The following is a 24,554-nucleotide window of genomic DNA, read 5'->3' on the forward strand; positions in this document are numbered from 1 at the left end:
CCCGGCCGGTCAGGCGCTGGCGCGCCGCACCAGCCGGGTCGGGGTGACGAGCGAGGACAGCGGACGGCCGCCGCTGTCCTCCTCCGACCGCCGCTCCAGGCCCCGCACGAGCAGCCTGACCATCAACCGGCCCATCTCCTCGATCTCCTGACGGACCGTCGTCAGCGGGGGGTCGGCCAGCTCCGCCACCGAGACCATGTCGTCGAAGCCGACCACCGCGACGTCCTCCGGCACCCGCCGGCCCCGCTCGCGCAGCACCCGCAGAGCACCGCAGGCCATCAGGTCGGAGGCGACGAAGACGGCGTCGACGTCCGGCGCCCGGTCCAGCAGCACGGCCATGGCACGCGCCCCGCCCGCCTCGGAGAAGTCGCCCTCGACGATCAGCCGTGGATCGGCGTCCATCAGGATGTCGTGGTAGCCGTCGAGCCGGTCCACCGACGCGGTCTGGTCCAGCGGCCCGGTGACGGTCGCGATGCGTTCCCGCCCCAGCGAGACCAGGTGGCGCACCGCCTCGCGGGCGCCGCCGCGGTTGTCCGAGTCCACGTAGAGCACGCTGCGGTCCCCCTCCGCCCCCGGCCAGCCGGGACGCCCGCCGAAGACGGTGGGCAGCGCGATCCGGCGGATGATGCCGGGCAGCGGGTCCTCGGCGTGCAGCGAGAAGACCAGCGCGCCGTCCACGTGCCCGCCGGCCAGGTAGCGGCCCACCCGGTCGTAGTCGGCGGTGCCCTCCACCAGCAGCAGGACGAGCTGCGAGTCGTGCACCGCCAGCTCACGGCTGATGCCGAGCAACTGCTGTGCGAAGAAGGGGTCCGCGAAGACCCGGCTCTCCGGCTCCGCGACGATGACGGCGACCGCCCCGGTGCGCCGGGTGACCAGCGAGCGGGCGGCCTGGTTGGGTACGTAGCCCAGCTCCTCGACGGCCTTGCGGACCTTGTCCACCAGTGCCTCGCGCACTCCCGTCCCGCCGTTCACGACCCGGGAGACGGTGGCCCGGGAGACCCCGGCCCGTTCGGCGACGGCTTCGAGCGTCGGGCGTGCTCCGGAGATCTGGTCGGACAAGGGGTGCTCCTCTCGGGACGGGAACAGCGTAGTCCCTCCGGGAAGCATGGAGAGAGCGCTCTCCCCGCAGCTCGCGGGCCGTTTCTGAGAGCGCTCTCTCGTCTGTTCCCGGCCGCCAGCCCGGCGCTCAGCGCATCGGGAAGCCGAAGGTGCGGCCCTGCTGCTTCAGCCAGGGCAGGATCTCCCGCAGCGCCTCGACGGTCTGGCCGCGGTCCCCGCCCGCGTCGTGGAACAGCAGCGTCGGCCCGTTGGAGATCTCGTTCTTGACGGTGGACACCAGCGCGGCGGTGCCCGGCTGCTTGAAGTCCTCGGAGTCGACGTTCCAGCCCAGCGGGCGCATGCCGCGGGAGGCCGCCAGCTGGCGGCTGTACGGGGTGAAGGCACCGCCCGGAGCCCGGTAGTACAGCGGCCTGACGCCCCCCGAGGCCTGGGTGATCATGTGCTCGGCGTCCAGGATCTCCTTCGCCTGGTACACGCGCGGCTTGCCGTTCATCGTCGTGTCGTGCGTGACGGAGTGGTCGCACAGCCGGTGCCCGGCGGCCACCACCGCCTTCACCAGGTCGGGGTGGGCCCGGGCCTGCGGGCCCACCATGCAGAAGGTCGCCTTCACGCCGTTGTCCTGCAGCACCTGGAGGATCTGCGGGGTCCACTGCGGGTCGGGCCCGTCGTCGATGGTGATGTTGACGCCCCGGGGGCCCTTGTCGGAGGCGTGGGCGATGTCCATGTTCACCACGGGGGCGGGTAGTTCGGCGTCCGGCACGGAGGTCTGCCCGGGTATGGGCCGGGGCTTGGCGGAGGCGGAGGGCTTCGCCGGACGGACCGCCGCCTGCGGCCCGTCGGGGGTGCCGGCCTGGGCGGTCCACACCGACGCCAGCGCGGCCACCCCCGCCACGCCCAGTGCCGCCGCCAGCACCCGGCCGTTCGTCCCGCGCATCCCGCTCCACCCCATGTCCGCCCCGCTCCTCGTGTCCGGTGTCCCGTACCTGCACACGGGAGGACGGGGGAGGGGCACCGGGGGATCCGGCTGTTACGGAGCCCTGACAATTCCGCCGGAGGACGGCGACGGAGCGGCCCGAACGGCCGCCGCGCACCCGCCGCTTGCGCGCGGCCGGGCTCCGGCGGGCACCGTGGGGCCTACGAGGTGACGACGGCCCCCAGCCACGCCCCGGCGACCAGCAGGCACGAGAAGAGCTCGACCAGCAGCGCCGTTCCCGCGGCCCGCATGGCCGTACGGGTGGAGGACCAGGCCGCGCCGTGGCTGCCGAGCCGCATCCGCTCGCCGCCGTAGAGGGACAGCGTGAAACCGGCCGGCGCCCCCACCACCGGCAGCAGGAAGAAGCCCGCGACGGCGCACAGCCCGGCGACGAGGAAGGCCCGCCGGGGGACCCCCGCGTCCCGCACCGACCGGGCGGGCAGCAGCAGTTGGACGGCCTGGTTGAGCAGCAGCACACCGGTGGCCGCCGCCAGGACGCCCCACGACACCGTGGTGTGCAGATGGGTCGCCCACCACAGGACCGCGGCCCAGCACATCAGCGGGCCCGGCGCGCCCGGTACGAGCACGCCCCACAGTCCGGACAGCATGACGGCACCGATCAGGCACAGCTGTCCGGTCCCCATGGGCCCAGCGTGCCCGAAGCCGGGCCCCGGCGCCCCCTGGTTTTCCGGCCGCGCCGGCGGAGCCCCAAGTCCCCGCGCCTCAGCCGGGGGTGCGCTCCACCCAGCCCCGCTCGTACGCGTGCCAGCCCAACTGCAGCCGGGTCGACACCTCGGCGAGCTCCATCAGCCGCTTCACCCGGCGCTGCACCGTCCGCAGCCCCAGTTCGAGCTGCTTGGCGACGCTGGCGTCGGTGAGCCCGGCCAGCAGCAGCGACAGGATCTGCAGGTCGACGGCGTCGGGCGCGTCCGGGGACTCCTCCCGCAGGGCGCCCCCGGTGTCCAGGCGGATCGGCAGGGCCTCGCGCCAGACGTTCTCGAAGAGGGCCATCAGCGAGTCCAGCAGACCGCTGCCGTGGACGACCAGCGCCGCGGGGCCGCCCGCGTCCCGGGCCATGGGCACCATCGCCAGCGAACGGTCGGCCAGCACCAGCTTGGTGGGGACCCGGTCCACCACCCGCACCTGCTCCTCGCGGCCGAGCGCCGCCGTGAGTTCCGCGATGCCGTTGGGTCCGCTGATGACCTCGCGCTCGATGACCACGCGGAAGGTCACCCCACGTTCCACGGCGCGTTCCTCGGCGGTGTTCTCCATCCCCGACACCACCATCGGGGTGCCCGTCACCAGGGCGCAGACCTCCTTCTCCGCACCCAACTGGAGCTGGTTGAAGCGGTGCGCCACCGCGCTCGCGCCGGTCACCACCTCCACCAGGTCGTGCGCCGACGGCTCCGCGGCCTCGCCGCGGTACTCCTGCGCCAGCACGGCGGCCGTGAGTTCCGCCTGTTCCAGATGGTGCCGCTGCTGGGTGAGCAGGGCGCCGAGCGCCACCGTGGGCGGGGCGGCCACCCAGCGGCCGGGCCGGGCGGAGGACTGCGCGACCAGCCCCTGCCGCTCCAGCAGGCGCAGTATCCTGGCCGCCTCGTCCTCGGGCATGCCGAGCCGGTGCGAGAGGTCGACGACCTCGGCGGCTCCCAGCCCCACGAGGGCGCGGTACGCCGCCTCCTGGGCATCGTCCAGCCCTATGGCACCGAGCACGGGCACCCCTTCCGGATCCGAGGAACGCAATACGCGGGCATGGCGGGAATGAGCCATGGCGTAATCCCGCCGCCCGCCATCATCCCTGCTCGAACCCCTGTCCTGGCAAGGTGTCCCTACTGGATCGTCCGACGTGCGGCCCGAGGAGGGAGCCGGCCGCCCGTCGGACCATTCGCGTGTCCGAACCCTGTTTCGCCGCGGGCCCGCCGGTGGACAATAGGGGCATGAGTCAGCAGGGGGAGACGGACCGCCGCCAAGAGGACGAGTGGTGGCGGCAGTTGTACGGGCAGCCCGACCCCGCGGGCCGGGAGCCCGGCGACACGCTCGACGACCGCTACAGCTCGGCGCTCTCCGCGCTCGGCGAGGAGCCGGAGGGCGAGGAGCCGGACGGCGGCGGCGAGGCGCCCTGGCGGACCGTGCCGCAGGACACGGCCGCGCCGGCCGCGCCCGGTGACACCTGGTACCTCGGCACCGATGCGGGCACGGACCCCGGCAGCGATGCGGCAGGAGAGGCCGGTGGTACCGCCGCGGACGACGCCGGCCCGCCCGACACCCTGCGGCTGCGCCGTCCCGCCCCGCCCCCGGCTGCCGCCCCGCGCCCCTGGCAGTACCAGGGCCCGCCCCACCCCCAGGCGCTGCCCGAACCGGCCTCGGAGCCGCCCGGCCTGCCCCCGGGATGGGCCCCCGCCGAACCCGCCCCGGACCCCGCGCGGTCCGCGGCGCCCCCGGAACCTCCCGCGCCGGCCGTCCGGTCCGCACCGGCCGGCCGGCCGGAGCCCACCCTCCCCGCGGTGCCGTACGTCGGCGACGGCCCGCCCACGTACGACCCCGAGCCGACCGCCTGGCCTGCGGCCGACCCGGACGACCTCGACGACCTCGTCCCGGACACGGAGCTCGACGGCGCCCGGTACGGCCTGCTGACGATCCGCACGGCCTCGGTGCGCGGCGACTCCGCCCGCTACCGGGGCGAGCCGCGCCGCGACGCGGTCCTGACCGCCCGCTTCGGCAGCGGCGACGACGCTCTGCTGCTGATCGCCGCCGCCACCGGCCCGCGCACCTCGGACACCGCCCACCGCGCGGCCCGCGACGCCTGCACCTGGATGGCGGCGGCGGTGGGCCGTAGCCAGGTCCGGCTCAGCGAGGACATCCGCGCCTCCCGCCGGGGCTCCTTGAAGTCCGGCCTGCACCGGCTCACCGACCGCTGCTACGGACGGCTGCGCGCCCGCGGCGAGGACCTGGGCCTGGACCCGGCCGAGTACAGCGCCACGCTCCGCTGCCTGCTGCTGCCCGCCGACCCCGACTGCCGCATCCGCCTCTTCTTCGGAGTCGGCGACGGCGGGCTCTACCGCATCCGCGGCGGGGAGTGGCAGGACCTCGACCCCTGGCGGCCCGACGAGCGCGCCGAGACCGAGGACAGCCCGGCCGTACGCTTCCGCTTCCGCGCCTCCGTGGCCCGTTCCGGCGACACCCTGCTGCTGTGCAGTGGCGGACTGGCCGGGCCGCTGCGGGGCGAGCCCGCCCTCGTCGCCCGCCTGACCCAGCGGTGGGGCGCCGCCGAGCCCCCCGGCCTGCCGGCCTTCCTCGGCGACACCCAGACCCGGGTCAAGGGCTACGCGGACGACCGTACGGCGGTCGCCGTCTGGGATGCCTGACGCGGCCCCGGGGTGAGCCGCAGCGTCAGGATCTGGAACGGGCGGAGCGCGACGGCGACCGCGTCGCCCTCGCGTTCGGCGTCCTCCAGCGGCCTCTCCAGCAGGTCGGTGACCCGGGCGCGGGCGAGCGGGAAGCCCGTGGTGAGCGCGCCCGAGGCGCGGTCGCCCCGCGACTCGTACAGGCGCACCACCACGTCGCCGGAGCGGTCGTCGGCGAGCTTGACCGACTCCACGGTGATGCCGGGGTGACCGACCCGCAGCAGCGGCTGCAGCGGCGGCAGTGAATCCGCCCGCCGCAGCGGCAGGTTGAGCGCGAGCCCCGCCGCGACCGCGTCGCCCACCGCCGCTCCGGGCAGCAGGGCGTAGGTGAAGCGGTGCGTGCCCTGGTCGGTGTGCGGATCAGGGCTGTGTGGGGCGCGCAGCAGGGTGAGCCGGACGGTGGTGTCGGTACCGGAACGGCTCGCGTCGTGGCCGTAGGTGGAGTCGTTGAGCAGCGCCACCCCGTAGCCGGGCTCGCCGACGTGCAGCCAGCGGTGGGCGCAGATCTCGAACCGGGCCGCGTCCCAGCCGGTGTTGGCGTGGGTGGGGCGGTGCACGTGCCCGAACTGGATCTCGGCGGTGGAGCGCTCGGCGAGCACGTCGAGCGGGAAGGATGCCTTCAGCACCTTCTCCGACTCGTGCCAGTCGGCCTCCGTGAGCACGTCGAGCCGGCGGCTGCCGGCGGTCAGCCGCAGTTCCTGGACGACCCGGCTGCCGCCGAAGGCCCGTACGACCCGGACGGCGGCCCGCAGCGGGCCCTCCTCGACGAGTTCGACGGACTGAGCCGACGTCAGGTCGGTGTGCTTGCGCCGGTAGTGGCGGTCGATGTCCCAGGCGTCCCACTTGGTGGGGTGGTCGGGGTGCAGCTGCAGCAGGTTGCCGCGCTTCCCCGGCGCCAGCACCTCCCGGCCGGCGGTCAGGTCGCGGACGGAGGCCAGCAGCCCGTCCGCGTCGACGGCGACCCGCAGCAGGCCGTTGCCGAGCACGATCAGCCCGCCCTCCCGCACCGCCCGCACCGGGTCCGCGGCAGCGGCGCCCCGGCGGTCCAGGGCGGCCGCCGTGCCAAGCGCCGGGACGCTCGCGGCCACCACCGCCCGGCCGTCCGCCAGCGGCTGCGCGCCGCTGCCCTCCGGCAGGGCGGCCGCCGCCGTGACGTCCAGCTCGACGACCTCCTCCCGGGCGTACGGCGAGGCGTTGAGCAGGGCGGGGGAGCCCTGGGACCCGTCGCCGCCCAGCGCCCGCACCGCCCCAGCGATCAGGTCCTCCAACTCCTCCCGCACCGCCGCGTAGGTGTCGCGCGCCTCGCGGTGCACCCAGGCGATGGAGCTGCCCGGCAGGATGTCGTGGAACTGGTGCAGCAGCACCGTCTTCCAGATCCGGTCCAGCTCCTCGTACGGGTAGGCGTACGAGGACGCAGCGCCCAGCGCGGCCGCCGCGCACCACAACTCGGCCTCGCGCAGCAGGTGTTCGCTGCGCCGGTTGCCCTGCTTGGTCTTGGCCTGCGTGGTGTACGTCGCGCGGTGCAGCTCCAGGTAGAGCTCCCCGGACCACACCGGGGCCCGGTCGCCGTACTCGGCCTCGGCCGCCGTGAAGAAGGCGGCGGGCTTCTCGATCTCGACGCGGGGCGCCCCCTCCAGGGAACGCAGCCGGCGCGCCTTCTCCAGCATCTCCCGGGTGGGACCGCCGCCGCCGTCGCCCCAGCCGAACGGCACCAGGGAGCGGGTGGCGCGCCCCTTCTCGGCGAAGTTGCGCACCGCGTGCGCCAGTTCGCGGCCCGCGAGCTGCGCGTTGTAGGTGTCGACGGGCGGGAAGTGGGTGAAGACGCGCGTGCCGTCGATGCCCTCCCACCAGAAGGTGTGGTGCGGCATCTTGTTGCACTGGTTCCAGGACAGCTTCTGGGTGAGGAACCAGCGGACCCCCGCGAGCTTCGCGAGCTGCGGGAAGGCGGCGGTGTAGCCGAAGGTGTCCGGCAGCCAGACCTCCTCGGTCTCCACGCCCAGTTCGTCCAGGAAGAAGCGCTTGCCGTGCACGAGCTGCCGGGCCAGCGCCTCGCCGCCGGGCATGTTGGCGTCGGACTCGACCCACATGGAGCCGACGGGCGCCCAGTTGCCGTTCCTGACGGCCTGCTGGATGCGCTGCCACACCACCGGCTGGTGCTCCTTCACCCAGGCGTACTGCTGGGCCTGCGAGCAGGAGAAGACCAGCTCGGGGTAGTCGCGGGCGAGCGCGGTGACGTTGGCGAAGGTGCGGGAGGCCTTGCGGACGGTCTCCCGCAGCGGCCACAGCCACGCCGAGTCGATGTGGGCGTGGCCGGTCGCCGAGACGCGGTGCGCGCTGGCGTGCGCGGGCCGGGACAGTGCCCCGGCCAGTTCGCGACGCGCGTCCGCGGCGGTGCCGTGCACGTCGTGCAGGTCGAGCGCGTCCAGGGCGTCCTCCAGCGAGCGCAGGATCTCGTGGCGCCGGGGATCGTGGAAGTCCAGCTCGTGCATCAGGCCCTCGAGGACCTCGACGTCCAGCACGAGGTGCCAGACGTCCTCGTCCAGGACGGCCAGTTCGGCGGTGTCGAAGCGGTAGAGCGGCTCGGACCCCGCGGTCAGCACGTCGCCGAGCGGGGTCGGACGCCAGTCACGGAGCACGGCGGGGTTGGCCGCGGCTTCCAGCAGCAGGCTCACCCGTTCGCCCCCGGCGGCCGGACCGGCCACCGGGACATGGCGGTTGAGCGGGTGGACGCCCTTGATCGGCACCCCCTCGGCGTCGTACACCATCCCCTCGGCCACGAAGCCCGGGCCGTCGTTCCCGAACCCCGGGTCGATCACGGCCTCGACCCGGCGGCCCGCCCAGGCCGCCGGCACCGTGCCCTCCAGCCGGAACCAGCTGGTCGACCACGGCGGCCCCCAGAGCGTGCCCACGGAAAACGGTTCGAACGCTCCGTCCGACGAGGCCTTCAGCGCCTCACCGACCGGCACGGGCCCCCCTTTCCCGTCCTCCACATGCCACACCGACATGCCCAGCGGCACCCGGTCGGCGTAGCGGGCGGGCCGGACGAACTGGTTCATGGCCCTGGTCAGACGGCCCTCGACCAGCAGACGGTCGTCGTGCATCTCAGCTCCTCGGGTCGGCTCACCGGATGGATTCCCCGTCAATGCGCTGGTGTCCCGTAACGCCCGGAAGGCGGACGGGGTTTTCGGAGCATGAGAAAAATCGCGCGTCCCGGCGGGCTCTCCCGGCGCAGATTGCTCGGTGCCGCCGCACGGCTCGCCCCCATCGCCGCCGTCCCCTCCGTGTCCCTGCCCGGGACGGCGGCGGCCGCCACCGACCCGTACGCGGCGCTCGCCCGCGCGTCCGTCACCGAGTTCCGCAGCGCCTGGGACGCCTACCGCAGACTCGCCTGGGGACGCGACGAGTTGCGGCCGCTCGCCGGAGCCGGCTCGGACTTCTTCATCCCGGGCAGCACCCTCGGCCTGACGATCGTCGAGGCGCTGGACACCCTCTACCTGATGGAGCTGGACGAGGAGCTGGACGCCGGCGTCCAGTGGGTGCGCGACGACCTCGTGCTCGGCCAGGACGCCCCCGTGCAGGTCTTCGAGACGATCATCCGCCTGGTGGGCGGACTGCTCTCGGGACACCTGGCCACCAAGGAACCCGTCCTGCTCGACCGCGCCCGCGAACTGGCGGACCGGTTGCTGCCCGCCTTCACCCGGTCGCCCACCGGGGCCCCCTACCGTTACGTGAACCTGGTCACCGGCGCCGTCTCCGGCAAGGAGAACTACCTCGCCGAGATCGGCACCTGCATCACCGAGTTCGGCGAGCTGTCCCGGCTCACCGGCGACCGGAAGTACTACGACGCCGCCAAGAAGGCCCTGTGCGCCGTCTACGACCGCCGCTCACGGCTGGACCTGCTCGGCACCGGAATGAACGTCGAGACCGGCGCGTGGACGGGCACCACCGCCACCCTCGACCCGCCCGTCGACTCCTTCTACGAGTACCTCTGGGACGGCTGGGAGCTCTACCGCGACGAGGAAATGCGCACCTGGTACACCACCCTCACCGCGGCCGTCCTCACGCACCTGACCGAGCGCCGCTCGGGACGGCTCTGGTTCCGCCAGGCCGACATGCGCACGGGCGTCGGCACCGGGCACGCGCAGTCCGAACTGACCGCCTTCTACGCCGGACTGCTCGCCCAGAGCGGCCGCGTCGCCGAGGGCGAGGCCTACCACGACAGCTGGGCCGCCACCCTGCGCTCCTTCCGCCTGCCGCCCGAGAGCCTCGACTACCACGGCATGAGCGCCCTGGACGCCTCCTACCCGCTGCGTCCGGAGTACGTGGACTCCTGCCTCTTCCTGTGGCTCGCCACCGGCAAGGAGCTCTACCGGCAGCGGGCCGCCGAGATGTTCCGGCGGCAGAGGCAGTACTGCAAGGTGGCCAACGGGTACACCGTGGTACGTGACGTGACCGCCCGCCCCATGAAGCTGGGCGACCTGACCCCGGCCTACTGGTTCAGCGAGAACGCCAAGTACTACTACCTGCTGTTCGCCCGGGCGCGCCGCTTCGACTACCGCTCCCACTACCTCACCACCGAGGGCAACGTCCTGCGCGGCCTGCGCTGACCCGGGCGCCGCACGGGGCGGCGGACGGTCCACGGCGGACGGTCAGCCGCCCGCCGTGACCGTCACCTCCGCCTCGTGGTCCACGGGGAAGGCCACGGAGTTGGCGATGAAGCACAGCCGGTTGGCGTCCGCGTGGAGTTTGACGGCGGCGTCCACCATGGCGGCGGAGGCCACTTCCACCCGGGGCCGCAGCAAGGCCCGGGTGAAGTGGCCGCCGCCGTCGGCGGTCTCCTCCATCGTGCCCTCCGCCCGGTCGGTGTAGGAGGTGACCACGACACCGGCGACCGTGCACACGTGCAGGTACGACAGCATGTGGCACTGCGACAGCGCGGCCAGCAGCAGCTGTTCGGGGTTCCAGCGCGCCGGGTCGCCGCGGAAGGCGGGGTCGGAGCTGCCGGGTATCGGCGGTACGGGCAGACCGGGCGCGGCGATCTCGTGCTCCCGGCCGTACCCGCGGTACGTGCCGGTGCCCGTGCCCCGGTTCCCCGTCCAGACGACCTCGGTGGTGTACGTGTGGCGCTTGCTGATGTCGGGCACGGCTAACGCTCCTCCTCCGCCCCGTCCCGCTCGTAGGCGGCACAGGTGTCCATGACGTGCTCACGGGCGGCCGCGTGGGCCTCCCCGGCGTGGCCGGCGGCGATCGCGGCGAGCAGCCGGCGGTGCTGCGCGGCGACCTGACCGGGGCGCAGCGGTGCGGCCAGCGAACGCCGTGTGGAGACCTGGATCTGGTCCCACAGCCGCTCCAGCGACCCGGCGGCCACCGGGTTCGCCGACAGGGTGGCGATCCGGGCGTGGAAGCGCCGGTTGTGCCGGACGGCCTCGACCAGCCGGCCCGCGGCCGTGGCCTCCTCCGCGTCCGCCGCGAGCCGCTCCAGCGCGGTCAGTTCGGCGGGCGCTATCTCCCCGCGCCGCTGCCGCTCCGCGGCCAGCTCCGCCGTCAGGCCCTCCAGCACGCCCCGCACCTGGTACGCGTGACGCAGCGCCTCCGGCCCCATGTCGACCACGCTCACCCCGCGCCCCGCCGAGCGCACCAGCCCGTCGGCGACCAGCGCCCGGAACGCCTCCCGCACCGGCGTACGGCTCATGGCCAGCACCGCCGCGGCCTCGAGCTCGGTCAGGCGCTGGCCGGGCGCGTACACCCCGTCCAGGATCAGTTCCCGCAGCCGCGTGCGCGCGGCGTCCGTCTGCTGCACCCCACCACTGTATCCACTGTATGCATTGCATGCAATGCATACAGTGGATACAGGAGCGCTCCGTCCCCGGTCCATGACTGGACGTGGTCACGGTGGGGCATGCATTGCGCGTAGATGTTCGAACCCGAAAGGGCGTCAGCGGCCGGAGCGGAGCCGATGGAACGTCAGCCTGTCCAGCCGGGCGGCAGGGAGGCCGGGGGGCCCGTCGAGGCGCGCCGGCTGCACCGGCCTGTCCAGCACGCCGACCTGCCGGCCGTCGCCGACGTCCGCAGGCTGCTGCGCGAGGCGTTACGGAGCTGGGGCGTGCCCGCCCTCGCCGACACCGCCGAACTCCTCACCACCGAACTCGTCACGAACGCCCTCCGCCACACCGACCGCGGCGCCGTCCTCACCGTGACGCTGCTGGCCGGGGCCGACCACCGCCTGCGCGTCGAGGTCCGTGACTTCACGACCCGTCATCCGCGCCTGCGCGCCCCCTCCGACCGTCGCACCTCAGGCCGCGGACTGCTGCTCGTCCAGTCGCTCGCCGACGCCTGGGGGGTGCGCCCCGACGGGGACGGCACCGGGAAGATCGTCTGGTTCGAACTCGACGCCGGGGCCTGCTGACCCGCAGCCGGCCGCGCCGGCGCCTCCGGGCGCGCCGCTGCCCCGGCCGGAGGTCCGGGCCGGGGCAGCGAATTTGACGAGGCGTCACAGATGCGTGGGATCAGCCGTACTGGCGCTCCAGGTCGGCGAGCTTGCGCTCCAGCGAGTCCAGCTTGGGGAGGGCCATGGTGTCGTCCTCGGCGGTGAGGTCGATCGTCGCACGGGCGACCTCCTCACGGACGGGCGACAGGGCGGGCCGGGAGCGCGAGGGCAGTTCGGCCTTCTCCGGTTCTATGGCAGGCTCCGCGCCGGCCTGGGCACCCGCCGCGGCCGAGGAGGGAAGTTCGTACTTGCTGCCGCCGCGGTTCCAGATCCGGTGCTGCCGGTTGATCGCCTTGATGCGGGCCCGCTCCAGACGCTCGTGCTCGCGGCGGCGCAGGGCCTCCTGCTCCTTGCGGGCGCGGTCCTCGCGAACCTCCTCGACGGCCTCGTCCAGGGTGCGGACGTTCTCGAGCAGCATCAGCGACCATGCGCCGTACGTCTCGCGGGGCGCACGCAGCCAGCGGACCATGCGGATCTGCGGCAGCGGCCGCGGGATCAGCCCCTGCTCGCGCAGGGCGGCCCGGCGGGTCTGCTTGAGGGCGCGGTCGAAGAGCACGGCCGCGGAGAGCGACATGCCCGCGAAGAACTCCGGGGCGCCGGCGTGGCCGCCGCCGCGGGGCGCGTGCACCCAGTTGAACCAGGCCGCCGCGCCCGCGAACAGCCACACCAGCAGGCGCGAGCCCAGCGCCGCGTCACCGTGGCTCGCCTCCCGCACGGCGAGCACCGAGCAGAACATGGCCGCGCCGTCGAGCCCGAAGGGAACCAGGTACTCCCAGCCTCCGGAGAGGCCGAGGTTCTGCTGGCCGAAGCCGACCAGGCCGTGGAAGGACAGCGCCGCGGCGACCGAGGCGCACCCGAAGAGCAGGACGTAGGAGGCCGTGCCGTACAGGGCCTCCTTCTTGCGACGCCGCTCCTCCGAGCGCTCCCAGGAATCGGCCTGACCCGTCTCCTCCTTGCGGGCCTTGCGGTTGCGCAGGAACACCGCCGCGGCGGCGAGGACCGCCAGACCCACGGCGCACGGGAGCGCCCAGTCCAGCGTTGTGTCCGTAAGTCTCATCGAGCGATTCCTTGCGTCGCAGTACCGTCGCGCTCGGGCCGCGAGACGGCGTCCGCGCGCCATCCTGGCGAACGCCTCGGGCGCGCGATGCGGTTTCAGGGCAAGAGAACGCCAACGGAGGGGTGGCGTGGGACGAGATCGTCAGAATACTCGAACTGGGGAGCGGGTTTGGTTCAGTTGATCGAGTCGAAACCTGTGACCTGACGGGTGATCGGATGACATGGGCGAAAGATCCACATGAGATGTGGCAAGCCTCGGACGATCTTGCCGGGGGAGAGCCTTCGCCCAGGGGGCTCGAAGCCGGTCGCGGAGCGTGTTGCAATAGATGGCGGCGCACGTTCCCCACGGGAGTGCGCCAGCGCACACGACTGTCCTAAGGAGCCTCTGTGGAGTACGCCCACCGCGCCGCGCGGCGCCCTGCGGCGCCCGCCGCGGCGGCCCCCGGGGTGCCGCCCGGCCACGACGAACGTGTCCGGGGTGCCCACCCGCACGCCGAGCCCGGCACCGAGGCCGTTCCGGACCGCGCCGAAGGGCTCCCCCGGCCGCGCCGGCTGCCCGAGCGGCACACCGTGCGGGACCAGGTCCTGCGTGCCCTGCGCGGCGCCCTGCTCACCGGCGAGCTGCGCCCGGGGGCCGTGTACTCCGCGCCCGCGCTCGCCGAGCGCTTCGGGGTCTCCGCCACCCCGGTGCGCGAGGCGATGCAGCTGCTGGCCCGCGAGGGCGCGGTGGAGGCCATGCCGAACAAGGGCTTCCGGGTCGCCGAGCGCAGCAGCCGGGACCTCGCCGACCTCGCCGAGGTGCGCGCGCTCCTGGAGGTCCCCGTCGTGCTGCGGCTGGCCCGCACGCTCCCCGCGTCCCGCTGGGAGCAGCTGCGCCCGCTCGCCGAGGCCACGGTGGCCGCCGCGGCCCTCGGCGACCGCGCCGCCTACGCCGAGGCGGACCGCGCCTTCCACCGCGCCCTGCTGGAGCTCTCCGGCAATCGGCAGCTCGTCGCCGTCGCCGACGAGCTGCACCGCAGGTCGCAGTGGCCGGTCACCGATGACCACGGCCACGCCCGTCCCGGGGCCGCCCCGGTGCGCGGCATCAGCGCCCGCTTGATCGCCGACGCCACGCAGCACGCGGCGCTGCTGGAGGCGCTGGTCTCCGGTGACCTCAGCACCGTCGAGTCACTGGTGCGCGAGCACTTCTCCGGGGCGTGACGCTCAGCCGGCGTCCACGTCCAGCTCCCCGGCCAGCCACACCGGCACCCCGCCCAGCATCCGGAACAGCCGCGCCGCCTCGGCGCGCAGCCGCCGCGCCTCGGGGTCCGGCTCGACCCCGGCCAGCGCGGTCAGGGCGGGCGCGACCCCGACGGCATGGCCGAGCTCCACACGGATCCGCAGGGACTCGGTGAAGCCGTGGCGGGCTTCGGCGAGGTCGCCGTCGCGGGCCGCCAGCCCGGCCAGGTGCCGCCAGGTGTAGGACGTCAGCAGCACGTCGTCGTGGGCCACCGCCCCCGCGTGCGCCCGGCGGTACGCGGCCTTCGCCGCGTCCGGGTCGTCGCCCAGGTTCTCCGCGATCAGGCCGCGCCGGAAGTCCAGCAGCGGCCGCCCCGCAGCACCGGGTGCCAGCAGCGCGGCGCTGCGCATCAAGGCGGCGCGCGCCTCGTCGGCCCGGTCGCGGATCCCGAAGAGCGTCGCCACGTACGCGAGGTTGCCGCGTTCGCAGGCGGCCTCGCCGCGCTCGTCGTCCGTACGGGCCAGGGCCTCCGCTGAGCGCAGGGCGTCCTCGGCCTCCGCCCAGCCGTCCAGGGTGAACATGCAGCGCTCGATCAGCAACGCCGCCCGCTGCGTCGCCGCCGCCGGCGACCGCTCCGCGTGGGGCGCCAGCAACTGTGCGGCCTCCGCCCAACACCCGCGGCCCCGCAGCCGCGACACGTCGGGCGGCGCACCACCGCCCGGCACCGTCGGTCCCACCTCTGCGTCCGACATGGCGGTGTCCGCCACTTGCCCTCCCCGAAGCGCGTCATCGAGCCGGTTGGGCCGAAGTCCAGCACGACACCGGGTGCCACGCCAAGAGGGCGGACGGCGTGTGATCGATTTCCTGCCTCCCAGTTGGCCGGTCCCGCTCGCAACCGTGGCGCAACCACGGCGCATCCGTACCGCATCCGGCGGGGCGGACGCTGTTCACCGGCCCTCGAAGGGGGGTCGCGTATCCGGCAGTTCGTGGAGGGGACAGATCATGCGCATGAACCGTGCCCGCATCGGCGCCGTGGGTGCCACCGTCGCCGCGCTGTGCCTGGGAGGGCTGGTGGCACCGACCGCGGCGCACGCGGCGGACACCTACGGAGAGTGCAACTACGTGAACGACTGGTACCGCCCGACGCTCAAGAAGGGCCCCTACAACGCGAGCACGGCGGCCGCCGTGAAGCAGATCCAGTGCCTCATCAACGTGGGGAGCAGCGCCTACGACTACTGGCTGTCCGAGGACGGCGAGTTCGGGACGAAGACCGACGAGGCCGTTCGCGCGGTGCAGCGCTGCAACCGGACGCCCGGTGGCGTGGACGGCGTCGTCGGGTCCAACACCTGGCTCGATCTGTACATCCCCAACCGCGACTGCGCGCTCTGATCGGACCCGGTTCCCGGACGCCCCCCGTCGGGGTGGTCGTCACCGGGGTCCCCACGGCCCTTCGGGATCCCACGGGGACCCCGGGCGGCGGCAGGGCGAAAGCCCTGCGGCCCGTGGTGCAGCCGCTCCTCCAGGCCCAGCTCACGGCGGAGCCGGTGCACGTGGACCTTCAGGGTCTTGCGCCAGCTCGGCGGGGGCCCGCCCTCCCACAACGCGTCCCGCAACCGCCCGGCGGACACCGGCCGCCCGCCCCCCCGCCAGCAGCAGGCACAACAGGCGGCGCAGCATCGGGGCCGGCAGCGCCACCGTCCGACCCTCCCGGCGCACACGCAACGACCCCAGGACATCGAACTCGAACACCCGGCCCCCCGAATTTCTGACCGAGCCTGCCCGAGCCGCGACCACGGGTCAAGATCCACGGCGACCGCGGCGCACGCGGCGTGCCGGCCTCCGCCGACCGGGCGGGCCGCCGTCAGCTCATCCGCAGGGCCAGGAAGAAGTCGAGCTTGTCCTCCAGACGCGACAGGTCGCGGCCCGTCAGTTGCTCGATCCTGCCGATGCGGTAGCGCAGAGTGTTGACGTGCAGATGCAGCCGGTTCGCACAGCGCGTCCAGGAGCCGTCGCACTCGAGGAAGGCCTCGAGCGTGGGGATGAGCTCCGCGCGGTGCCGCCGGTCGTAGGCGCGCAGCGGGTCGAGGAGCCGGGCGGTGAAGGCGCGGCGGACGTCGTCGGGGACGAAGGGCAGCAGCAGGACGTGCGAGGCCAGTTCCTCGTGGCCGGCGACGCAGACCCGGCCCGGGCGGGCCGCGGCGACGCGGCGGGCGTGGCGGGCCTCCTCCAGGGCGCCGCGCAGCCCGTCGGCGGAGTGGACGGTGGCGCTGACGCCGATGGTGAGCCGTCCGTCGCCGTCGAGGCCCCGGGTGAGGGGCCCGCGCAGGACGGAGAGCAGCCCCTTGACGGACAGTTCGGGGGCGGCGCCGTCGGACTCGAGCGACGACAGGGGGACCAGGGCCATCGCCTCCTCGCCCGTGTGGGCGACGGCGATGCGGTCGGCCGGGTCGGGGCCCACCGCGCCCGGATCGACCAGGGCCTCCTCCAGCAGGGCCTGGGCGACCGGACCGGCGGCCGGCCCGCCACCCGCCCAGTCCACGCGGGCGACGACGACCTGCCAGTGCGGCGCGGTGCCGAGCCCCGGCACCAGTACGGGCGCGGCCACGCGCAGCCGCGCGGCGATCTCGCCCGGCGGCGCGCCGGTCTGCACCAGGTCCATCACCTCTGCGGCGAGGCGGCGGCGCACGGTGCGCGAGGCGTCCCGCCGGTCGCGCTCGACGGCGATGAGCTGGGTGACGCCGTCCAGCAGGTCCAGGCGTTCGGCCGGCCAGTCGCCCGTGTCGGCGTCGACCGCCAGGAACCAGTCCGAGAGCAGGGTGCCGCGGATGTCGTCGGCCGGGTCGCCGCTGCGGATGGGGAAGAGCGAGTAGTGGCGGCCCGCGGTGTAGGCGCGGTGCGGCCAGGGGCGGTCCGTCCGGGCGGCGGCCAGGTGCTCGCCGGCGAGTTCGGCCCGTACGCCGGCGGGCAGCGGGTGGTCGGAGCCGGCGATCCTGCGGCCGGTCGTGGACAGCACCCAGGCGCGCAGGTCGAGGTCGCTGCCGAGCAGGTCCAGGACGGCGTCGGGCCCGCCGCCCTCGGGCCCGGAGGTCATCAGCCGGCGGTGCCGTTCCACCACGGCGGCCAGGTCCCCGGCCCGCTCGGTGGACACCTGGCGCACCACGTGCTCGGTGATGGAGGCGAAGGCGACGTCCTCGTCGACCGCGAACAGCGGCAGCCGGTGCCGGGCGCAGGCCAGGACCAGGTCGTCCGGGACCGAGCCCAGCTCGGCCTCGCCGGCCGCGAGACCGGCGACACCGGCCGCGGCGAGGATCCGCACGAAGCGCTCGGAGTCGTCCGGCGCGCGGCGCCACGCCAGGCCGGTCAGCACCAGCTCGCCGCCGGAGAGGTAGCGGCTGGGGTCCTTCAGGTCGGTGGTCATCACGCCACGGACCGTGCGGTCCAGCTCCTCCTCGCCGCCGAGCAGCCGCAGGCCGAGGGCATCGGTGTCCAGCAGTGCGCGCAGCCGCATCGTCGTCGCCTTGTCTCGAACGCTTCCGTCTCTGAGGCGGTACCAGGGTGGCGCCCACTCGATTGCATCGGTGTTGCCGTGTCGATGCCGACAGGTTTCAGGTCCGCGTCTTTCGGAGGAATCTACAAGACCAGCTTACCGACCAGCGAAGTGCTTCATGCGTTCGGTGACTGCACCCGGCACGGTGCCCGGACGTGTACTGGGTCACACAGCGTGAACAGGACATGAAAAGCCATCCCGTCCCCCGACGAAGAAGAGAGCGCTCATGGACTTCCTGCGTCCCGCGACCTGGGAGGAGGCCCTCGCCGCCAAGGCGGAGCACCCCACGGCCGTACCCATCGCGGGTGGCACCGACGTGATGGTCGAGATCAACTTCGACCACCGCCGGCCCGATGTCCTGCTGGACCTGAACCGGGTCCGCGACCTGTACGAGTGGGAGGTGGGGGAGGAGACCGTACGGCTGGGCGCCGCGGTCCCCTACACCCGCGTCATCGAGGCCCTGGGCAGGGAACTGCCCGGCCTCGCGCTCGCCGCCCGCACCGTGGGTTCGCCGCAGATCCGCAACCGCGGCAGCGTCGGCGGCAACCTCGGCGCCGCGTCGCCTGCCGGGGACTCGCACCCTCCGCTGCTCGCCGCCGGTGCCGAGGTGGAGGCGGTGTCCGTACGCGGCACCCGGCTCATCCCGGTCGAGGAGTTCTACACCGGGGTGAAGCGCAACGCCCTCGCGCCGGACGAGCTGATCCGCGCCGTGCACATCGCCAAGGCCGACGGCCCCCAGCAGTTCTCCAAGGTCGGCACGCGCAACGCCATGGTCATCGCGGTCTGCGCCTTCGGCCTGGCCCTGCACCCGGCCACCCGCACGGTGCGCACGGGCATCGGCTCGGCCGCGCCCACCCCGGTCCGTGCCACCACCGCCGAGGAGTTCCTGACCGCGGCGCTGGAGGAGGAGGGCCTGTGGGACAGCGCGGGGAGCGTCCCGCCGTCCGTGGCCCGCCAGTTCGCGGAGCTGGTCGCCGCCTGCGCCAGCCCCATCGACGACGTACGCGGCAGCGCCGCCTACCGCCGCCACGCACTGCAGGTCATGGCCCGCCGCACCCTCGGCTGGACCTGGGACGAGTACCGCGGCAACGAGAGGAGCGCCCGATGCGCGTGACCTTCACCGTCAACGGACGGCGCCAGGACGCCGACGACGTGTGGGAGGGCGAGAGCCTGCTGTACGTCCTGCGCGAGCGCATGGGCCTGCCCGGCTCCAAGAACGCCTGCGAGCAGGGCGAATGCGGCTCCTGCACGGTCCGGCTGGACGGAGTGCCGGTGTGCGCGTGCCTGGTCGCCGCCGGCCAGGTGCAGGGCCGCGAGGTCGTGACCGTCGAGGGCCTGGCGGACTTCGCCAAGGAGCGCGCCACGGGGGAGGCGGGCCCCGGCACCGACCCGGGCGCCGCACAGCAGTGGCAGGCGCGTCCGGCCGGCCCGGCCACGCAGCTGTCGCCGGTCCAGCAGGCCTTCATCGACGCCGGCGCCGTCCAGTGCGGCTTCTGCACCCCCGGGCTGCTGGTCGCCGCCGACGAACTGCTGGAGCGCAACGCCCAGCCCACCGACGGCGACATCCGTGAGGCGCTCTCGGGCAACCTGTGCCGCTGCACCGGCTACGAGAAGATCCTCGACGCGGTCCGCCTCGCGGCCGCCCGCACGGGGACGGAGGCCTGACGCCATGGGCGTGACCCGCACCCCCACCCCCACCACCCAGGGCAGCGAGACCCGCGGCGGCATCGGCGAGTCCACCCTGCGCCCCGACGGCGTCCTCAAGACCACCGGGGAGTTCGCCTACGCCTCCGACCTGTGGCACGAGGACATGCTCTGGGGCCACACGCTGCGCAGCCCGCACGCGCACGCCGAGATCGTCTCCCTCGACGTCTCGCAGGCGCTGGCCCAGCCCGGTGTGCACGCCGTGCTCACCTACGACGACCTGCCGACCGCCGTGCGGCACTACGGGCTGGAGATCCAGGACACCCCCGTCCTGGCCCACGGCCGGGTCCGCCACCACGGCGAACCGGTCGCGCTGGTCGCCGCCGACCACCCCGAGACCGCCCGGCGCGCCGCCGCCAAGATCAAGGTCGAGTACCGGCAGCTGCCCGTCGTCGTCGACGAGGCGACCGCCACCGCCCCGGACGCGCCCCTGCTCCACGCGGGCCGCACCGACCACCACAGCGGCCACGTCCCGCACCCCAACGTCGTGCACCGCCAGCCGATCGTCCGCGGCGACGCCGACGCGGCCGCCCGGCGGGCCGACGTGGTCGTCACCGGCGACTACGAGGTCGGCATGCAGGACCAGGCCTTCCTCGGCCCCGAGTCGGGCCTCGCCGTCCCCGCCGAGGACGGCGGCGTCGACCTCTACATCGCCACCCAGTGGCTGCACGCCGACCTCCGCCAGATCGCGCCCGTCCTGGGCCTGCCCGAGGAGAAGGTCCGCATGACGCTCTCCGGCGTCGGCGGCGCTTTCGGCGGCCGCGAGGACCTGTCGATGCAGATCCACGCCTGCCTGCTGGCGCTGCGCACCGGCAGGCCCGTCAAGATGGTCTACAACCGCTTCGAGTCCTTCTTCGGGCACGTCCACCGGCACCCCGCCAAGCTGCACTACGAACACGGCGCCACCCGCGACGGGAAGATCACCCACATGCGGTGCCGCATCGTGCTGGACGGCGGCGCCTACGCCTCCTCCTCCCCGGCCGTCGTCGGCAACGCCTCCTCCCTCAGCGCCGGCCCGTACGTCATCGACGACGTCGACATCGAGGCGCTCGCGCTCTACACCAACAACCCGCCCTGCGGCGCCATGCGCGGCTTCGGGGCGGTCCAGGCCTGCTTCGCCTACGAGGCGCAGATGGACAAGCTCGCGGCGGCGCTCGACATGGACCCGGTGGAGTTCCGGCGGCTCAACGCCATGTCCCAGGGCGGCACGCTGCCCACCGGGCAGGTCGTCGACTCCCCGGCGCCCGTCGCCGAACTGCTGCGCCGCGTCAAGGCGATGCCGATGCCGCCCGAGCGGGAGTGGGAGAGCGCCGGCGGCGCCGTGGACGTCCGCGCGCTGCCCGGCGGGCTGTCCAACACCACCCACGGCGAGGGCGTCGTCCGCGGTGTCGGCTACGCCGTGGGCATCAAGAACGTCGGCTTCTCCGAGGGCTTCGACGACTACTCCACCGCCCGCGTCCGCCTGGAGGTGATCGCCGGCGAGCCGGTGGCCACCGTCCACACCGCGATGGCCGAGGTCGGCCAGGGCGGCGTCACCGTCCACGCCCAGATCGCCCGCACCGAACTCGGCGTCACCCAGGTCACCATCAACCCCGCCGACACCCAGGTCGGTTCGGCCGGCTCCACCTCCGCCTCCCGGCAGACGTACGTCACCGGCGGCGCGGTGAAGCACACCTGCGAGGCGGTGCGCGAACGCGTCCTGGAGATGGGCCGCGCCAAGCTCGGCACCCACCACCCCGCCTGGGCCACCGCCGAACTCCTGCTGGAGGGCGGCAAGGTCGTCACCGACGGCGGGGAGGTGCTGGCGGAGCTCGCCGAGGTGCTGGGCGACGAGGCGATCGACGTCGAGCGGGAGTGGCGGCACCGCCCCACCGAGCCCTTCGACCTGCGCACCGGCCAGGGTCGCGGGCACGTCCAGTACTCCTTCGCCGCGCACCGCGCCGTCGTGGAGGTGGACACCGAACTCGGCCTGGTCAAGGTCGTCGAACTCGCCTGCGCCCAGGACGTCGGCAAGGCGCTCAACCCGCTGTCGGTCGTCGGCCAGATCCAGGGCGGCACGACCCAGGGCCTGGGCCTGGCCGTCATGGAGGAGATCCTCGTCTCCGACAAGGCCACGGTGCGCAACCCGTCCTTCACCGACTACCTGATCCCCACCATCCTCGACACGCCGCCCATCCCGGTCGACGTCCTCGAACTCGCCGACGACCACGCCCCGTACGGGCTGCGCGGCGTCGGCGAGGCCTCGACCCTGTCCTCCACCCCGGCCGTCGTCGCCGCGATCCGCGCGGCGACCGGTCTGGCCCTGGCCCGCGTACCGGTGCGGCCGGAGCACCTGACCGGTACGTGAGACAGCTCCGCCCGGCGCCGTCCGGCGCCGGGCGGTCGCCGCACCACTCTCGGGCCGTCCCCCGGGTCGTGCTGCGGACCATCCCAAATCCCGCACGGCGCAGGCCGTCCGGGTGTCCCTGTGAACCTTGGGAGTGGCACCGCATGACCCAGTCGACCCCGTCAGCCCTGCACAGAACCGCCCCGGACGGTCCCGGCGCGCAGCCGCGCCCGCCGGCCGGACGCGGCAGGCTCGACCGGTACTTCCACATATCCGCACGCGGCTCGACCGTCGCCCGCGAGCTCCGCGGAGGTCTGACGACCTTCATGGCGATGGCGTACATCCTGCTGCTCAACCCGCTGCTGCTGTCCGGGCCCGACGTGGACGGGCACCGGCTCGGCCAGACCGGGCTGATCACGGCGACCGCGCTGGCCGCCGCCGTCTCCACCCTCCTCATGGGCCTCGTCGGCAAGGTGCCGCTCGCTCTCGCCGCGGGGCTGTCCGTCTCCGGGGTGCTCGCCACGCAGGTCGCCCCGCACATGACCTGGCCCCAGGCGATGGGGATGTGCGTGCTGTACGGCGTGGTGATCGTGGCTCTGGTGGTCTCCGGTCTGCGGGAGGTCATCATGAACGCGATCCCGCTGCCGCTCAAGCACGGGATCACCATCGGCATCGGCCTGTTCATCGCCCTCATCGGGCTGGTCAACGCCGGGTTCGTGGGCCGGGGCGAGGGCAGCCCGCTCACCCTGGGTGCCGGCGGACAGCTGGCCGGCTGGCCGGTGCTGGTCTTCTGCGTCACCCTGCTGCTGATCTTCATGCTCCAGGCGCGCGGGACCCCCGGTGCCATCCTCATCGGCATCGTCACCGGTACCGTCCTGGCCGTGGCCGTCCACGCGGCCGGCGGCACCGACGCGAAGGTGTGGGGACTGACCGTCCCCGAACTGCCCGGACACCTGGCCTCCGCGCCCGACTTCGGGCTGTTCGGGCAGGTCGAGTTCGGCGGGTGGCAGCACATCGGGGCCCTGAGCGTCGGCATGATCGTCTTCACGCTGGTGCTGGCCGGCTTCTTCGACGCGATGGCCACCATCATCGGCGTCGGCACGGAGGCGGAGCTCGCCGACGACCAGGGACGCATGCCGGGGCTCGGCAGGGCCCTGTTCATCGACGGCGCGGGCGGCGCGATCGGCGGGTTCTCCGGGGCCTCCGGTCAGACCGTCTTCGTCGAGTCCGCGACCGGCGTCGGCGAGGGCGCCCGTACGGGCCTGTCCTCCGTGGTCACCGGCGTGCTCTTCGCCGCCGGGCTGTTCTTCACCCCGCTGGCGCAGATCGTCCCCGGCCAGGTCGCCGCGGCGGCCCTGGTGGTGATCGGCGCCATGATGATGGGCAACGCCCGGCACGTGGACTGGGGCGACCGCTCGGTGGCCGTGCCCGTATTCCTCACCGTGGCCCTGATGCCCTTCACGTACTCCATCACCGCCGGGGTCGGCGCCGGGGTCATCGCGTACACCGCGATCAAGTCGGCCCAGGGCAGGTTCCGTGAGCCCGGGGTCTTCATGTGGGTGCTCACGGCCGTCTTCGTCGTCTACTTCGCCCTGCACCCGCTCGAGGGCTGGCTCGGCGTCAGCTAGAAGGAGTCCCCGCCATGCTGGACATCGCCGACGAGCTCGACCGCTGGTCCGCCCAGGGCAGGCCGTTCGCCGTCGCTACCGTCGTCACGGTCGGCGGCAGCGCCCCCCGGCAGCCCGGCGCCGCGCTCGCCGTCGACGCCGAGGGCACCGCGGTCGGCAGCGTGTCCGGCGGGTGCGTGGAAGGCGCCGTCTACGAACTCTGCCAAGAGGTGCTGGAGACCGGCGAGCCGGTCCTCCAGCGCTTCGGGTACTCCGACGACGACGCCTTCGCCGTGGGGCTGACCTGCGGCGGCGTCATCGACATCTTCGTCCAGCGGATCGTGCCCGGGGCGCAGCCGCAGCTCACCGCGGCACTGGCCGCCGCCTCCCGCGGGGAGGCGGCGGCCGTGGCGAGGGTCGTGGCGGGTCCCGCCGGCCTGCCCGGCCGCACCCTCCTGGTGCGCCCCGGCGGATCGTACGAGGGCACCCTCGGCGACCCGGATCTGGACCGCACCGCCGCGGCCGAGGCCCACGCCCTGCTGGACGCGGGCCGCACCGCCACCGTCAACATCGGCGCGGACGGCAGCCGCCGCGGTGAGCCGCTCACCCTGCTCGTCGAGGCCGCCACCCCGCCGCCGCGCCTGCTGGTGTTCGGGGCGATCGACTTCGCCGCCGCCCTGGTGCGGGTCGGCACGTTCCTCGGCTACCGGGTGACGGTCTGCGACGCACGCCCGGTCTTCGCGACCGCCCGGCGCTTCCCGGAGGCCGACGAGGTCGTCGTCGAGTGGCCGCACCGCTATCTGGAGCGCACCCCGGTCGACGGCCGCACCGTCGTCTGCGTCCTCACCCACGACGCCAAGTTCGACGTACCGCTGCTGGAGCGGGCCCTGCGCATGCCCGTCGCCTACGTCGGCGCGATGGGCTCCCGGCGCACCCACGAGCAGCGCCTGGCCCGGCTGCGCGAGACGGGCCTCGGTGAGTCCGAACTGGCCCGGCTGCACAGCCCGATCGGGCTCGACCTCGGCGCCCGCACGCCCGAGGAGACCGCGCTGTCCATCGCCGCGGAGATCGTGGCCCACCGCCACGGGGGATCGGGGCGTCCCCTGAGGGGCGTGGACGACCCGATCCACGGTGCGCGCCCTGCGGGGCTGTGCGGGGTGTGAAGGTGCGGG

Annotated in this window: 20 protein-coding genes; 10 read left to right on the forward strand and 10 right to left on the reverse strand. The window is 74.0% G+C overall.

All coding sequences use genetic code 11. The annotated features are described in order from the left end of the window. Positions 1–9: 9 nt before the first annotated feature. The 4 genes from ABZ312_RS16695 to ABZ312_RS16710 form a co-directional block, all read right to left on the reverse strand. On the reverse strand, positions 10–1,059 hold the full coding sequence (locus ABZ312_RS16695; RefSeq protein ID WP_499514682.1) for a LacI family DNA-binding transcriptional regulator: 1,050 nt from the start codon (positions 1,057–1,059) through the stop codon (positions 10–12). Between the two features lie 127 nt (positions 1,060–1,186). Then, entirely contained in the window at positions 1,187–2,008 is an 822-nt protein-coding gene (locus tag ABZ312_RS16700) for a polysaccharide deacetylase family protein (protein WP_500321703.1), read from the reverse strand. Between the two features lie 185 nt (positions 2,009–2,193). Then, positions 2,194–2,676 carry a DUF456 domain-containing protein gene (locus ABZ312_RS16705; protein WP_500360591.1) on the reverse strand — a complete coding sequence of 161 codons (483 nt, stop codon included), beginning with the start codon at positions 2,674–2,676 and terminating at the stop codon, positions 2,194–2,196. A 79-nt stretch (positions 2,677–2,755) separates the two neighbouring features. After that, positions 2,756–3,745, reverse strand: coding sequence for a helix-turn-helix domain-containing protein (locus ABZ312_RS16710; protein WP_500321701.1), 990 nt, complete (start codon positions 3,743–3,745; stop codon positions 2,756–2,758). Positions 3,746–3,969: 224 nt separating this feature from the next. On the opposite strand from ABZ312_RS16710, the gene ABZ312_RS16715 reads away from it, so the two are divergent. Continuing rightward, positions 3,970–5,397 carry a protein phosphatase 2C domain-containing protein gene (locus ABZ312_RS16715; RefSeq protein WP_500321700.1) on the forward strand — a complete coding sequence of 476 codons (1,428 nt, stop codon included), beginning with the start codon at positions 3,970–3,972 and terminating at the stop codon, positions 5,395–5,397. Here ABZ312_RS16715 and ABZ312_RS16720 read toward each other — a convergent pair. Next, positions 5,355–8,537 carry an alpha-mannosidase gene (locus tag ABZ312_RS16720; protein ID WP_500437990.1) on the reverse strand — a complete coding sequence of 1,061 codons (3,183 nt, stop codon included), beginning with the start codon at positions 8,535–8,537 and terminating at the stop codon, positions 5,355–5,357. The two genes, ABZ312_RS16715 and ABZ312_RS16720, sit on opposite strands and share 43 nt — an antisense overlap. A 90-nt stretch (positions 8,538–8,627) precedes the next feature. On the opposite strand from ABZ312_RS16720, the gene ABZ312_RS16725 reads away from it, so the two are divergent. After that, on the forward strand, positions 8,628–10,043 hold the full coding sequence (locus tag ABZ312_RS16725) for a glycoside hydrolase family 47 protein (RefSeq protein WP_500356817.1): 1,416 nt from the start codon (positions 8,628–8,630) through the stop codon (positions 10,041–10,043). Between the two features lie 42 nt (positions 10,044–10,085). On the opposite strand, the gene ABZ312_RS16730 is transcribed toward ABZ312_RS16725, so the two are convergent. Together ABZ312_RS16730 and ABZ312_RS16735 are read right to left on the reverse strand one after the other, a co-directional pair. Further along, positions 10,086–10,580 (reverse strand): OsmC family protein, encoded by a 495-nt coding sequence (locus ABZ312_RS16730; RefSeq protein WP_500321697.1) that lies wholly within the window; start codon positions 10,578–10,580, stop codon positions 10,086–10,088. A gap of 2 nt (positions 10,581–10,582) precedes the next feature. Then, positions 10,583–11,236 carry a GntR family transcriptional regulator gene (locus ABZ312_RS16735; RefSeq protein WP_499514690.1) on the reverse strand — a complete coding sequence of 218 codons (654 nt, stop codon included), beginning with the start codon at positions 11,234–11,236 and terminating at the stop codon, positions 10,583–10,585. 156 nt (positions 11,237–11,392) lie between these two features. Here ABZ312_RS16735 and ABZ312_RS16740 point away from each other — a divergent pair, with 156 nt between their 5' ends. Continuing rightward, positions 11,393–11,842: an ATP-binding protein gene (locus ABZ312_RS16740; RefSeq protein ID WP_500321696.1), complete on the forward strand. Its 450-nt coding sequence runs from the start codon at positions 11,393–11,395 to the stop codon at positions 11,840–11,842. Positions 11,843–11,942: 100 nt separating this feature from the next. On the opposite strand, the gene ABZ312_RS16745 is transcribed toward ABZ312_RS16740, so the two are convergent. Next, positions 11,943–12,980: a DUF2637 domain-containing protein gene (locus tag ABZ312_RS16745; protein ID WP_500321695.1), complete on the reverse strand. Its 1,038-nt coding sequence runs from the start codon at positions 12,978–12,980 to the stop codon at positions 11,943–11,945. Between the two features lie 386 nt (positions 12,981–13,366). On the opposite strand from ABZ312_RS16745, the gene ABZ312_RS16750 reads away from it, so the two are divergent. Then, positions 13,367–14,179, forward strand: a complete 813-nt coding sequence (locus ABZ312_RS16750; RefSeq protein WP_500321694.1) for a GntR family transcriptional regulator — start codon at positions 13,367–13,369, stop codon at positions 14,177–14,179. A gap of 3 nt (positions 14,180–14,182) precedes the next feature. Here ABZ312_RS16750 and ABZ312_RS16755 read toward each other — a convergent pair whose 3' ends face one another. Further along, positions 14,183–14,950: a hypothetical protein gene (locus ABZ312_RS16755; protein ID WP_500321990.1), complete on the reverse strand. Its 768-nt coding sequence runs from the start codon at positions 14,948–14,950 to the stop codon at positions 14,183–14,185. Between the two features lie 250 nt (positions 14,951–15,200). Between ABZ312_RS16755 and ABZ312_RS16760 the strand changes: the two genes are divergently transcribed. Beyond that, complete coding sequence (locus tag ABZ312_RS16760; protein WP_500321693.1) at positions 15,201–15,587, forward strand: peptidoglycan-binding domain-containing protein; 387 nt, start codon at positions 15,201–15,203, stop codon at positions 15,585–15,587. Positions 15,588–16,059: 472 nt separating this feature from the next. On the opposite strand, the gene ABZ312_RS16765 is transcribed toward ABZ312_RS16760, so the two are convergent. Continuing rightward, complete coding sequence (locus ABZ312_RS16765; RefSeq protein ID WP_500437992.1) at positions 16,060–17,706, reverse strand: PucR family transcriptional regulator; 1,647 nt, start codon at positions 17,704–17,706, stop codon at positions 16,060–16,062. A 265-nt stretch (positions 17,707–17,971) separates the two neighbouring features. On the opposite strand from ABZ312_RS16765, the gene ABZ312_RS16770 reads away from it, so the two are divergent. From ABZ312_RS16770 to ABZ312_RS16790, 5 genes are all read left to right on the forward strand, one after another. Beyond that, entirely contained in the window at positions 17,972–18,859 is an 888-nt protein-coding gene (locus tag ABZ312_RS16770) for an FAD binding domain-containing protein (RefSeq protein ID WP_500321691.1), read from the forward strand. Beyond that, on the forward strand, positions 18,850–19,410 hold the full coding sequence (locus ABZ312_RS16775; RefSeq protein WP_500321690.1) for a (2Fe-2S)-binding protein: 561 nt from the start codon (positions 18,850–18,852) through the stop codon (positions 19,408–19,410). The genes ABZ312_RS16770 and ABZ312_RS16775 overlap by 10 nt, the downstream gene beginning before the upstream one ends. A 4-nt stretch (positions 19,411–19,414) precedes the next feature. Beyond that, on the forward strand, positions 19,415–21,796 hold the full coding sequence (pucD, locus tag ABZ312_RS16780; protein ID WP_500321689.1) for a xanthine dehydrogenase subunit D: 2,382 nt from the start codon (positions 19,415–19,417) through the stop codon (positions 21,794–21,796). 143 nt (positions 21,797–21,939) lie between these two features. Continuing rightward, positions 21,940–23,403, forward strand: a complete 1,464-nt coding sequence (locus ABZ312_RS16785) for an NCS2 family permease (RefSeq protein ID WP_500437993.1) — start codon at positions 21,940–21,942, stop codon at positions 23,401–23,403. A gap of 14 nt (positions 23,404–23,417) precedes the next feature. Then, positions 23,418–24,545 carry an XdhC family protein gene (locus ABZ312_RS16790; protein ID WP_500437994.1) on the forward strand — a complete coding sequence of 376 codons (1,128 nt, stop codon included), beginning with the start codon at positions 23,418–23,420 and terminating at the stop codon, positions 24,543–24,545. The last annotated feature ends 9 nt before the right edge of the window (positions 24,546–24,554 follow it).

It is taken from the genome of Streptomyces sp. NPDC006207 (assembly GCF_040613835.1).
GTDB lineage: Bacteria > Actinomycetota > Actinomycetes > Streptomycetales > Streptomycetaceae > Actinacidiphila.

Bases quoted from the DNA above. Each gene is read 5' to 3' on its own strand.
- ABZ312_RS16740 (WP_500321696.1), top strand. From the start codon at position 11,393: ATGGAACGTCAGCCTGTCCAGCCGGGCGGCAGGGAGGCCGGGGGGCCC.
- ABZ312_RS16725 (WP_500356817.1), top strand. From the start codon at position 8,628: ATGAGAAAAATCGCGCGTCCCGGCGGGCTCTCCCGGCGCAGATTGCTC.
- ABZ312_RS16700 (WP_500321703.1), bottom strand. From the start codon at position 2,008: ATGGGGTGGAGCGGGATGCGCGGGACGAACGGCCGGGTGCTGGCGGCG.
- ABZ312_RS16715 (WP_500321700.1), top strand. From the start codon at position 3,970: ATGAGTCAGCAGGGGGAGACGGACCGCCGCCAAGAGGACGAGTGGTGG.
- ABZ312_RS16775 (WP_500321690.1), top strand. From the start codon at position 18,850: ATGCGCGTGACCTTCACCGTCAACGGACGGCGCCAGGACGCCGACGAC.
- ABZ312_RS16790 (WP_500437994.1), top strand. From the start codon at position 23,418: ATGCTGGACATCGCCGACGAGCTCGACCGCTGGTCCGCCCAGGGCAGG.
- ABZ312_RS16785 (WP_500437993.1), top strand. From the start codon at position 21,940: ATGACCCAGTCGACCCCGTCAGCCCTGCACAGAACCGCCCCGGACGGT.
- ABZ312_RS16745 (WP_500321695.1), bottom strand. From the start codon at position 12,980: ATGAGACTTACGGACACAACGCTGGACTGGGCGCTCCCGTGCGCCGTG.
- ABZ312_RS16755 (WP_500321990.1), bottom strand. From the start codon at position 14,950: ATGTCGGACGCAGAGGTGGGACCGACGGTGCCGGGCGGTGGTGCGCCG.
- ABZ312_RS16765 (WP_500437992.1), bottom strand. From the start codon at position 17,706: ATGCGGCTGCGCGCACTGCTGGACACCGATGCCCTCGGCCTGCGGCTG.
- pucD (WP_500321689.1), top strand. From the start codon at position 19,415: ATGGGCGTGACCCGCACCCCCACCCCCACCACCCAGGGCAGCGAGACC.
- ABZ312_RS16705 (WP_500360591.1), bottom strand. From the start codon at position 2,676: ATGGGGACCGGACAGCTGTGCCTGATCGGTGCCGTCATGCTGTCCGGA.
- ABZ312_RS16720 (WP_500437990.1), bottom strand. From the start codon at position 8,537: ATGCACGACGACCGTCTGCTGGTCGAGGGCCGTCTGACCAGGGCCATG.
- ABZ312_RS16770 (WP_500321691.1), top strand. From the start codon at position 17,972: ATGGACTTCCTGCGTCCCGCGACCTGGGAGGAGGCCCTCGCCGCCAAG.
- ABZ312_RS16760 (WP_500321693.1), top strand. From the start codon at position 15,201: ATGCGCATGAACCGTGCCCGCATCGGCGCCGTGGGTGCCACCGTCGCC.